The 12,579-nt window shown below is 40.0% G+C and carries 7 protein-coding genes; all 7 read right to left on the reverse strand.

Features of this window, described 5'->3' with window-relative positions:
* Positions 1-10: 10 nt before the first annotated feature.
* Positions 11-2,890, reverse strand: a complete 2,880-nt coding sequence (locus ACFSR6_RS01055; RefSeq protein WP_379073870.1) for a SusC/RagA family TonB-linked outer membrane protein — start codon at positions 2,888-2,890, stop codon at positions 11-13.
* 620 nt (positions 2,891-3,510) lie between these two features.
* Entirely contained in the window at positions 3,511-5,340 is a 1,830-nt protein-coding gene (locus tag ACFSR6_RS01060) for a glycoside hydrolase family 35 protein (protein ID WP_379073871.1), read from the reverse strand.
* A gap of 110 nt (positions 5,341-5,450) precedes the next feature.
* Positions 5,451-6,572 carry a glycoside hydrolase family 43 protein gene (locus ACFSR6_RS01065; protein WP_379073872.1) on the reverse strand — a complete coding sequence of 374 codons (1,122 nt, stop codon included), beginning with the start codon at positions 6,570-6,572 and terminating at the stop codon, positions 5,451-5,453.
* A gap of 74 nt (positions 6,573-6,646) precedes the next feature.
* Positions 6,647-7,894, reverse strand: coding sequence for a DUF2264 domain-containing protein (locus ACFSR6_RS01070; protein WP_379073874.1), 1,248 nt, complete (start codon positions 7,892-7,894; stop codon positions 6,647-6,649).
* Between the two features lie 15 nt (positions 7,895-7,909).
* Positions 7,910-9,043: a glycoside hydrolase family 88/105 protein gene (locus ACFSR6_RS01075; protein WP_379073876.1), complete on the reverse strand. Its 1,134-nt coding sequence runs from the start codon at positions 9,041-9,043 to the stop codon at positions 7,910-7,912.
* Complete coding sequence (locus tag ACFSR6_RS01080) at positions 9,043-11,214, reverse strand: family 43 glycosylhydrolase (protein ID WP_379073878.1); 2,172 nt, start codon at positions 11,212-11,214, stop codon at positions 9,043-9,045. Before ACFSR6_RS01080 ends, ACFSR6_RS01075 begins: the two co-directional genes overlap by 1 nt.
* A gap of 19 nt (positions 11,215-11,233) precedes the next feature.
* Positions 11,234-12,556, reverse strand: coding sequence for a BNR repeat-containing protein (locus ACFSR6_RS01085; RefSeq protein WP_379073880.1), 1,323 nt, complete (start codon positions 12,554-12,556; stop codon positions 11,234-11,236).
* Positions 12,557-12,579: the final 23 nt, after the last annotated feature.

Below are 12,579 nucleotides of genomic sequence, written 5' to 3' on the forward strand. Positions count from 1 at the left end.
TATTTAAAGATTAAAATTTAACACTTAAGCCACCATTAATAACCCTTTGGATTGGGTATACGCCCCCATTAGTTTCCGGATCTACCCGATCAAATGAAGCGCTTGTAAACAGGTTTGTACCATTTACAAATAACCTGATGCCCGAAACTTTTACTTTATTGGCAAAGCGGGATGAAATGGTATAACCCAGTTCAATATTTTTTAATCGCAGGTAATTACCGCTATGCATCCAGAAAGAAGACACGATGTTGTTGTTAAAGTTGTTACCAACCGTAACCCTTGGATAAGTTGCTGTTGCTGCAGTGGCCGGGGTCCAGCGATCCAAATTATGCTCATACGCCTGACCAAAGCCGCCATTCTGAAATTCCCATTCACTATTACCTGTTAGCAATAGGTTTCTGTTGGCAACACCTTGCAGCAATACACTTAAATCGAAACCCGAGTAAGAGAAACCTATATTTGCCCCATAATAAATTAGCGGCTTATCTGTACCGATTTTTGCCTGGTCGAACTGATCGATTACCCCATCGTTATTTAAATCCTTATATTTAATATCTCCCGGAACCGGGTTATAACCTGCAATTTTGGCTGAAGCGTTAATTTCTGCCTGTGATTGAAAAAGCCCATCGGCAATGTAGCCAAACGGCTGTCCAACAGGCTGACCGGTACGGCTTTGATAACTGTATTCCCTAAATACTTCGTTCTGATAAATTACTTTTGATTTTAAAGTACTGGCATTACCAGAAACGAAATAACTGAATTTGCCTAAAGATTGCTGCCAGTTTAACTGAAGTTCAAAACCACTATACCGGTTTATACCAATATTTAAGTTCCTAACGGCTGTACCAACAATGGTTGACAGATTAGGTGAAGTAAGCAGGTCTGAATATTTGTTATTGAAATATTCGGCCTGTAAAAACAAATGGTTGTTAAATAAAGTACTTTTTAGCCCTAAATTTAATTTATCTCCTTTTTCCCAGGTTACATTTGGATTAGCCAATACATCCTGGCGCAAAGCAGAACTACTTGAAGCACTTGTACCAAAGTAATACGAACTCGGGCTACCTACGTAAAATTGTTGGAAAACAAAATAACCTGCGGCATCGTTACCTGTACGACCGTAGCTGGTAAATAACTTAAGGTCGTTTAGCCAGGATAACTTAGGCATGAATTTTTCTTTGGTAATGTTCCAACTCAAACCTGCAGCCGGAAAAAATCCCATTGGCGAACCTTTCGGATATCTATTGGTACGGTTAAGACCAAATGCTACTTCTGCTGTATAACGCTCATCGAAACTGTAGGCTGCCCGACCAGAACCTCCGTAATAATTCAAGCCAAGATCTGGACCACTGTTTACATTATCGCTGGTTGCTCTAATCTGTGCATCAATTTGGTGCAAACCAAAATTCCTCTTGTAACCTATTGCCGCTTCCAGATATGACTGTCTGTTTTGATAATCTATTGAGGTACCATTATTCTGTGTACCATTTGTACCGAAAATCTGGTAAGTTGCTGTCGAACCTGTTCCCGTTTGCTTCGAAACTGCAAAAGATTTACTTCTGTCTGTATTTTCTGATATACCCGAATAAAATGAAACCAATGCCTGTGCCCATAAGCCAGGTATCACATCATCCAAACTTCTTCTTAAAGTTAAATCCGTAATAATATCCCTTCTGTAATTTAAGCGGTAACCGGAGCTAACAGTTTGGGCATAAATATTATTCTGGAACTGTGTATTGCCTCCATAGCTGCCATCGCTATTGAATACAGGATAAGCATTGTTTGGTGTATTGAGTATAGCACTAAAAATATTGGCTGCAGAACTTCCAGGTTGAGTATAATTCCCAATCCGGCCAAAAAGATGCAGACCCAAAGTCATTTTTGAGGTAAGGTTAATGTCTACATTAGAACGTACCGTATAATTACTAAAGCTGGCGTTGGTAGAATACTCATTCAGATCGCTCTCTTTAAACTGGCCTTTTTGATTCTGATATTCTAAACCAACATAATATCTTGCCGTATTTCCTCCTCCACGGAAATTAAGATCATAACGACTGAATGCTGACCTGTTTTTCAATACCTGGTCTTGCCAGTTCACATCCGGATGACCAATAGGATCTGATCCTGTTCTAAATGCATCAAGATCGGATTGTGTGTAAACAGGCAAATCGCCACTATTTACCCTTGCCTCATTGTATAAAGTTGCATAATCAAAGGCATTTAAGGTTTTTGGCATTTTTAGAGGGCTCTGAAAACCAGTTTGAGCGGTTAATGAAATTTGTTGTGCACCAATAAAACCTCTTTTTGTAGTTATTGCAATTGCACCACCTGATGATCTCAGCCCAAGCATAGCCGTAGAAACCGCATCTTTAAGTACAGTAACAGATTCTATTTCTTCAAGGTCGATCATGGTAAGGTCTCTTGGTATCCCGTCTACCAGAACAATTGGATTTTGGCCCCTTAAAGACACCGTTACCTCTTCGAGCCCCGGACGACCACTGGTTTGATTTGTATATAAACCTGCCAACCTACCGGTTAAGGCATTTTTAACACTTGTTACGGTTGATTTAACAAGATCGTTATTGTATACTGCCTGCGTAGATCCTGTTGTTAAGTTTGGCGATATTTTAATATCATTGGTTAGTACCACTTTTTTTTGCTGCATTACCATGATATTATTACCATCAATACGGATAATCTGATTTAGATTTCCATTGGCAACATACTCTTTCAGTAATTTACCGTTGTACTCAACGCGTATAATGTCATTCTTCCTCGAATTTAGTTTTGCTGTTCCAGAACTATCTGTTTTAGCGTTGTTTTTCAGGCTGATGTTCGAAACATCAGCACCTGGCAATGGAAAATCATTCCCATCGAGGATAGTAAACATAACGCTCTTAAGTTGGGTGGTATCCTGCCGGTTTATCAAATTTACCGGGTTTGCGTAACTCTGATTACCGAAACTCAGGAAGGCCCATGATATCAATATGAAGCCTAGATTTTTAAGTGTTTTTTTTCCACTCATGATTTTATGTTAGTTAGTTGTATTGCACAATGCACACACTATTTTTTAGCGTGTGGCCATCAGACAATATGATGTTGGTTTATAAATTAAGGATACGGCAAAGCCATGGGCATACACGTTTTCGTTAAACTACGCTTTTGTATTGCCTTAGATTATTTAGGCTTGGAGGTTCAATAAGATACAATCGAACTAGGTGAGCAGTAAATATTTTTTCATATGTTAGTTAGTTTGTTTGTTGTTAGTAGTTTAAATATTGAATAGAGAAGGGTATTTTAGATTCGATTAAAAAAATGTGCCCTGGGCCATTAGTCTGATCTGCTATAAAAACTATTCATGGGATAACGTTTGGTTTAAACAAAGTAACCATTTATTATGCCGGTTGAGTGAGGGGCAATTCAGTAATAATTAGGGGTTAAATTGTTACTTTTTGTTAAAAATTAAGCCATTAACCCCTAATTTCGATTTTTTAAGCGTTCAACAAACGTTTATTTCTTAAGTATATTTAAAATGGGCTGGTCAATTGCTCTTAAAATAGTTTGATCAGGCTTAATCAGCTCTAAAACGGCAATATCGTTTTTGCCTTTTTTTAACCATTCCTGTGGAATATAAAGCGTTTGTTGCGGACCAATTGCCCAGTACTTCCCTAAGTTGTGGCCATTAACCCAAACCACCCCTTTTCCCCAATCGGTCATATCTAAATAGGTATCCGCAACAGTTGAAATATAGAAAGATCCTTTTTGAAGAGCAGGCCCGTTTCCTGCATCTTTAAGTGATGCAGACTTGGTATTATAATTACCAATATTGCTAAATGGGAAGCTATACATTGACCAGTTTTTAACTTCGGCACCTGCAAAAGTTACCGCTTCAGTAATTCCTTTCTTGTTTTCCAACAGGTATTTTCCAAAGTTTATCCGGCCCATATTTTCTACAAAAATGTCGAGCTGCACATCGCCCTCAGGGAGGTTTAACGGCAGCGTGTTCTGGTTTAACCGACGGTCTAAAACCCCCACCCTTTTTTGATTGACAAAAACAAGTGCATAATCGCGGAGTTGCTTAATTTGCAGTTCTCCCTTTTTTCCTCCCTTAATGGTTGTACGATAAAGAACATAACCATAATCCTGCCCCAGCGCTTCGAAAGTTAATGGGGTGGTACTTTTTACTGCCTTTGGCAGGGTATTAAACAGGGCTACTTTACTGCTCAATTTAAACGGCGCTATGGCAATACTTGATTTAACAGCCGGAATTGGTGGCAAACTTTGCCCCGCCGGCAGGTGTTTTTCTATCACACTTCTGAAAGCCCTGAATTTTTCCGTTACGTTTCCGGCTTCATTTAAAGGTGCATCATAATCATAGCTACTGGTTTGCGGCTCGTAAGGCGAAATATCCTTGTAGTTGGCTCCATTCATAAAACCGCGGGTGGTACCTCCATGAAACATGTACATATTAATTGAAATACCTGCCGCCAAAACCGAATCCAACCTGTTCGTATATTGTTCTGCCGGAACAGTGTGGTGTGCTGTTCCCCACCAATCGAACCATGCAGGGTACCATTCTGCTATAAAATACGGACCTTTACCCTTATGGTTCTCGTTTACCAAAGCCTTAATTTTTGCCGGATTATCAATTCCGTTTAGTGCTGGTAATAATCCATCTAAATGTCCATCCTTTACATCTGCTGCCGGGTCGCAGGTATAAAGCAAGCCATCAAAACCAGCTTCTATAAACATCTTCCGGTTGATATCTAAATAGTTTTTATCAGCAGCATAAGAACCGTATTCGTTTTCTACCTGCACCATGATGATGTTACCACCATGATTGATCTGCAAGGGTGCCAATTGTTTGCCTACTTCAATGATATACTTTTTATATTCATCTAAGTATTGTTTTTCTGTACTTCTTACCACCAGGCCTTTTTCGTTCTGCAGCCAATAAGGGTAACCACCAAATTCCCATTCGGCACAAACGTACGGACTTGGTCTTAAAATAACCCACAGGCCTTCTTGTTGGGCAATTTTTACAAACTCGGCAATGTTATTATTTCCCGAAAAATCGAACTTTCCTTTTTGCGGTTCGTGCAGGTTCCAGAATACGTAGGTACCAATGGTGTTTAAGCCCATTGCTTTAGCCATCTTCATACGCGCCCGCCAGGCCTCTTTTGGTACACGTGGATAATGCAACTCACCAGAGATAATCTGAAAAGGTTTATCATCCAATAAAAAGTTTGTTTCTCCTAGTTTAAACGTATGTTTAGCTTGCTGGCCAAAAGCCGATAAGGAGAAACATATTGCCACTAACCATAGTAATTTTACTTTCATCTTTTAAAAGTTGTTTTGAAGACGATCGGAATTTTGGGCAAAAAAATCCCATTTTGCGTATTTTTACGCAATCCATCATCCAGGTTTATATAAAAATTATGCTTTTTTCCCTACTTTTTAAACACGCTCAGATCCCATTCGTCTGCCCAGTTTATTGAAATTTTATCTTGTTCAAATTTGATGGGCAACCATAAATAACGACCATCAATTGCATTTTTTGGTGTCCATTTATCAGCCATAAAAATAAATTCGCCCTTTTTGCCCGGTACCGGCAACACATGGGTGCTCTGCCCACCATAGGTTAGCTTAGCTCCTTCACCCTGGCAAGGATTTCCCATATAAGTCCAGGGGCCCCAGATCGTATTTGCTTTAAACCACCTGGCCGGATTTGGTGCCCAACCTGTACAGCCCGAGCCTATCATATAATAAACTCCATTTTTCTTAAACAAAGCAGGCGCTTCGGTTTGCTGCCCTACATAAATCCTGATAAATTTCCCGGTATGTCCTAAATAATCAGGAGTTAGTTCAGCTAAATGCAGGGTAAAATTCTCTTCTGAAGAAAATACATGATAGGCCTTCCCGTCATCATCTACGAAAACGGTCATATCCCTGGCCATTTGTCCGCCAGGAAAATCACGACAGAAAAAACCGTCACTTTTATTGGCTGGCTGCTGGCAGTTTACCTTATCGTTTTCTGCTGTACCTGTTGCATAAAAAGGCATTTTACCTGGATTTGGGCGATAACTCTTGATAAAAGTGTATGGCCCTGTCGGGCGATCGGCAACAGCGACACCCGATCTGGCCGCTGCATAACCTTTGCCCAAAAGTTCTAAATGAAACCACATTACAAACTTTTTGGTTTTCTTGTTGTACACCACTTTTGGCCTTTCGAGGATACAGCCTTTGGCAATATCGCTGGTCAAATCGTCAGAAACCGGTAGAGCAATGCCTTCATCTTTCCAATTGTATAAATCTTTAGATGAATAGCAATGTACGCCTACCTGTGCCGAATTTCCTTTTTCTCCTTCAATTTTATGTTCTCCAAACCAATAATAAACGCCTTTATGTTCCACAATACCTCCGCCATGGGCATTGATATGAACTCCTTTATCATCTTTCCAAATTTTACCGGGGGTAAAAGAAGTATAGGTTTGCTGCGCAGAAACGTAACTGCTTAAGCCCAAACCAAGGGCTATAAATCCTAAAATAAAACTGATTCTCTTATTCATCATTTTAATCAAATAATTTTAATGTTATAAAGAAGGTAATTTACCTATACCTTTCCGATTGTATATTAACCGCTTATTTATTTTAAACTGGCACTATGGTCGTTCTCAAAATTCTCGCCGCTCCAGATTTTTTGTGCACTCCATTTTTCGGCCGGGTTAGCCCAAAAAGGGTCTGATTCTGGTAAACCCAGGGGCAAAAAGATATTTGATGCAATGTATGGGCTGCCCTGGTTGTTATAGAAATCGCCAAGATTGGGTTGATCTCCGTATAAACCTATTGTTAACCAGCCATTTTTATAAGTTGAAGGGCTTTCTAAAGTTTTTCTGATGACTGCTGTTAAAGCGCAACGTACCTGTGCTGCACTTAACTGTTTGGGCAAAGCTTTCCTCCAGGCCATATCGGCCAAATGATGAAATGCTGCACCACGGTAAATAATCGAACGGCCGGTTGCAGGATAAGTACCATCGGCATTGATCAATCTTTCCTGGATGACGGCGTACCGTTCATTACGTTTTTTAATCTTCTCGAACATCTCCTTATAGCTGTTTGTTTTAGGCCCCATGATATTCGCCAAAGTAGCGAGGTAAGGATGGATAACATAACTATTGTAATAATCGAAGGCGTATGATGTTCCATCGGTGTACATTCCATCACCTGTATACCATTGTTCCATTTGCTGGAGGGCATAATCGACACGCATGGGATCCCAGTTATAGCCAAACCTGGCTAAAAAAGCCTCGTTCATTGCCGAGAAGAGTAACCAGTTAGAAAAAACAGGTTTAAATCTTCTGGTTGTCACAATAGATTGCATCATCAGTTCCTGGTTTTTCTTATCCAGGTTTTCCCAAAGCCATGGTGCACGGATCAAAGCAAGGGCTATATAGGAAGCATCTACCAGCTGTTGGCCACCAATATCGAAAGTCATAAAATCTTTGGCATTAGAATCCAATGCATTTTTTATCCCCTTAATGGCCCACTCGCGGTATTGTTTCCTTAAAGCCACCTCTTCTGCCGAACCTCCTTCTAACTGCAGCCATGGTGCAATGCCACTTAAAACCCTGCCCAAAACCTCAACATACTGTACTTTAATACGATGTTCCCTATTATCGATATGGATAGAGGTAACTTTAGGCATAGCTATTCTTAAACTATCATTAGCTAAATTGTATAAAACAGGTTTCACCATCTTATCCATTTGCTGCAACCAAAACTGCCTGTCAGTTAGAACGGCTCCTTTGGTGTTTTTGGCTTTCTTTTGTGCATAAAGAGATCCGCCAGTTAAGATGATCAATAAAGTTGTAATTAAAATATGTTTAAGTCTCATTTTCTCCATAAAAATTTAGTTTTTGCTCGATAAATAGCGGTACATTTCACTTCCTGCCAATAAAAATGCACCTACACCGAAATTCGCAGTAGAGTTTACGTCAACTACCTGGCCCGGAATGGCTTTTTCTCCAATGGGCTGTACGTAGCCCAGTTTACCATTTGGCTGTAAGGCGGTTTTAGTTAAATATGCCCAGGCTTTTTGTGCTGCCGGCCAATAGGTTTTTTCTTTTAAATAACCATTGTTTATGCCCCATAACAAACCATAAGCAAAGAAAGCAGTTCCACTGGTTTCAGGTCCCGGAGCGTGTTGCGGATCGAGGATGCTTCTTGTCCAATAACCTTCTTCCTGTTGGCTTTTAACGATTGCTTTAGCCATATTGCGATATTTGGTCAGGTATTCGTTCCGGTGCGGATCTGTAATTGGCAGATCTTTAAGCACTTTCGCCAGACCTGCAAACACCCAACCATCTCCCCTTGCCCAAAAATCTTTTTTACCATTGGCACTTTTATGTTTTGGATAAACATATTTGGCATCGCGGTAATAGAGTTTTTCCCCTTTATCGTACATAATGCTGTTGGCATACATAAAATATTCGTACAGCTTATCCAGATATTTCTGGTCGCCTGTTACTTTATAAAGCTTGGTCATTACAGGCATTACCATGTACAAACCATCGGCCCACCACCAGTAATCATTATTAGGAGTACTCATTTCGTATTGCATGACCTCTTTTGCCCTTGCAATTTTATATTCCTCTGGCTTTAAGTGATATAGATCGATATAGGTTTGAAAGCAGATCTGCCAATCGCCAAATAATACATGTTCATCTGTTTCGCCGTATTTATATTTCCAATTTGATTTATCGGTCGATTTTGCGCCCATCCATTTGTTGTGTTCGGCCCAATCTTCTGAATATTTACGGTAGGCTTCATTTTTGGTAATTTCATAAGCTTCCATATTTCCGGTATGGTAAGCTGCATGGTCCCAAAAAGCACGTACTTCGGGTTTGTTATTGCTTTGCCAAAAAATATTTGCCCGGTTGATCATTTCAAGCACTTCCTCTTTTGATTGCAGCTTTTGGGCATTTACAGCCACAGTTGCTGAGAAAAAAAGTAAGAAAAACGCTTTATATAGTTTTAAATTCATTAGTTTATCGGTTTAATGCCATTAACAGTTGGTATAACAGGTTTAATGGTTCCGTCGGGATTAAATTCCATTTTATCAATACAAACTTCTCGGTTATAGCCCGCAGCCCTTCCCATTGAAATTCCTTTTGGCCGGGTAAAACGATGGTAAACCATATACCACTCGTCTTTTCCGTTAACTTTAATCACGCTGTTATGTCCTGTACCATAAATCCCCTGAGCAGCAACTTTTGCCAAAATCAGGTTGTTTTCCGGAATAGTCATTTTTCCTGTAGGCGAATCAGAGAAACCATATCTTACCCTATAATTCTCGCTTCGTGTATCATCTTCCGACCACAAGAAGTAATATTTCCCATTCCGGTAAAACACTTCAGTGCCTTCTCTAAAGCTCTTATCCGGGGTAATAATCTTAATTGCGCTGGTATCAATCGAAACCATATCGTCATTTAGCGGTGCAACGGCCATGTAGCCATTTCCCCAGTACAAATAACTTCTGTTGGTTTTAGGATCGTTAAATACATCTGGATCAATCTCCTGGCCACCTTTTATTCCCTTTGGTTTACTGCCAATCAAAGCCTTTCCACTATCCTTAAACGGCCCGGCCGGATCATCGGCAATTGCAACGCCAATTTTCTGTGCTGCGGTGAAATAATAGTAATATTTATACGCACCATCAACTTTCTTTTCGATAATGGTAGGTGCCCAGGCATTCCTTTTTGCCCATGAGACGTCTTTTTCGAGGTCTAATATCTTGCCCTCATCTTTCCAGTTAACCAGGTCAGTTGATGAAAAACTTTTAAAATAAGTACCACTCCAGTTATCAAAGCCATCGCTGGTTGGATAGATATAATATCTGGAAGTTTTATTGGAATATAAAATCTCAGGATCGGCATAATAGCCTTTCAGCACAGGGTTATTGGCTACTGCAACGCTTACCTCGTAGGTTTTTACTTGCTGACCAGGAATGCTTACCTTGATTTTTACGGGGCCTTTAGAAAAATCTACTTTTCCTTTAGGCGTGATGCTGATTTGTTTGAATGTATTAAACTGCGGATCAAAAGCCTTTAAATCAGTCCCATAGTTTACTGGTAAATAAAGTTTCTGATTTACGCTATCCAAAACGATGTTATTCTGATTGATCGACTTGTTTTGAGCGGTCAGTAAAACCGACTCAACGGTATACCACTGATGGAGCAACCGGTTTAACTCTTGCTGGTTAATCGGCAAAATAGTTCCATGCCTCGGGTGAAAATCCATTGTAATATCCTGATCAACTACACTAAAGTTTGCCAAATCCTTACTTTTGGTAAACTGGTAACGGCCTTTCATATATACATCATACATCAGGATATACTCATCACCCTGGTTTAGCTTAAAAACACCGGCTCCTTCTACCGCTTCTTTGGTTTGCTGCAGGTATTTGTCCTGTAATACATAACCTCCGGTTAATTTATCGGAAACTGCTTTTTTAATACCATTGCCATTACCTTCTGTTTTAAAGAATAAGTTATATTTCCCTTTATCGTAAATAATGTCGCCATCAATGCAAGCGCTATTGGTTGGACTAAAAAATAATTGCTTCGGAGCGGTTTCCAGGTCTGTAAAATCAGCATTTGCATAAGCATAATAAATTTTATCAGGGTCATCGCCATGTTTCATAGACCAATAAACCATATATTTTTTAGCTGTTTTATCGTAAATGGTCTGCGGTGCCCAAACACGAAGCAGATTTTCGTTATTTGGAAAACGCTGCTGAATATTAACAACTGCCGATGTCCAATGGATCAGATCATTAGATTTAAGGAATACCATTGCCCTGTTAGAATTCCAACCCTTATCAGAAACCATATCGGTAGCCACCATGTAAAAGGTTTTGCCATCTTCACCACGCAAAATATGAGGATCGCGAACGCCGCCGGTACTGCTGATCTTTTCGGATGAAACAACCGGATTATTGTGGTTTAAAGCTTTGTAATGATAACCATCGGTACTTACTGCAAAACGAATGGCTTCTTCTGCTTTCGAATTTCCGGTGAAATAGGTAAACAGGTAAGCTACATTTTCCTTTGATTCGGCTTTGCGACCAATAGATTTTTTAGGTTGCGCCACAATTGTGCCTGATAAAAAAATCAGCACGAAAAGAAGGATGTATTTTGTTAATGGATATTTCATTTGTCGGGTAGTTAATGTTTTATTTTTCAGGCTTCCAATCCAATACCTGCACCGGGGTAGGTACCTGGTTGGCTTTTCCTTCGCCATCTATTTGAGTAACATTTTGTATAAATAGGCTCAGCATTTTTTTAGTTTTCCAAAGTTCGGTATCATAAGTAGGCTCCCAATCGCCCAGGCTGATTTTGGTAAGGTCTTTAATCACCCAGTTATCTGTTCCGAGATGATCGTTTAAAGCAATAGATGCCCTGTTTCCACGCTCAGCATCCCTAAACAATAATCCGGCTGCATAATGTGTTCCATTTGGCCAAACGATAATCTGCGGTCGTGAAATTGGAATTCGCTTGGTACCGGTACCACTTAAACTAAAGGTTGTTTTTCTAAAATTCAAGTTACTTACTTTCCAGTTGCTATCGGTTTTAAAAACAAGGTGGTACTGAGGTCCGCTTTCGTTTACTCCGCGCCAATAACCGGCAATAAATACCTTGCCACTGGCATCGGCAAACATAGAGGTTTGGTTGATGAGTTCACTTTTCTGCGGAATTCTAATTGCGTACTCAGCATTGGCCGCCGTAATAGGAAGCTTATACTTTTCGTTGGTAGATTTTAACCAGCTTATACCTCCGTCAGTCGATTTGGCATAACATAAATCATGGTTACTGGCTACATCAGGACTTTCGCGCCACACCCAAGATAAATGAATGATTCCAGCCTGGTCTACTGCTACCTGCCAATAGGCATTCCGCTGGCCTTCGCCATCAATCATCCCATCCTGTACCCTTGTCCATTTTTTGGTTTTCAGGCTATAACGGTTTATCATCAGGTTTCCGTTGCCAGAACCGCCATCACGATAAAAAAACAAAAGGTCGCCATTGGCCAGTTTATAAAATTCGGGATAACTGACTTTATTTTCTTTTACAGAGAGCATAACCTCTTTGTTGCCTAAAGTTAATGAACCAGCTGAAATCGATTTTGCATAGTTTAAGTGGTTATTATGCTGGCCCCAGGCAATATGCAGGAAACCATCTCCATCTACCATAATACTGATTGACTTATGGGCGTCGGTTGCATCGCCTTTATAGGGTGTGGTAACCAATGTCCAGTGGGTAGCGCCGATTTTGCGTTTGGCCAATACCACATTTTGTTCTTGATCGTAATAAGCAGCATATTGGCTATTGTTAAAGCTAACCAAAGAATTTTTACGAAAAACAACCGTGTTTACAGAGTTGTCTGCCCAACCGTTAGGGGCAATGGTACTCAATTTTGCTTCTTGAGCAACACCCACCAGGTTGATACCGATAAGTGTACAGATTAAAAATATACTTTTAATTAAAGATTGATACATTAAATAGTTCAGGCTACTCTTTT

The organism is Pedobacter vanadiisoli, assembly GCF_042684385.1.
GTDB lineage: Bacteria > Bacteroidota > Bacteroidia > Sphingobacteriales > Sphingobacteriaceae > Pedobacter > Pedobacter vanadiisoli.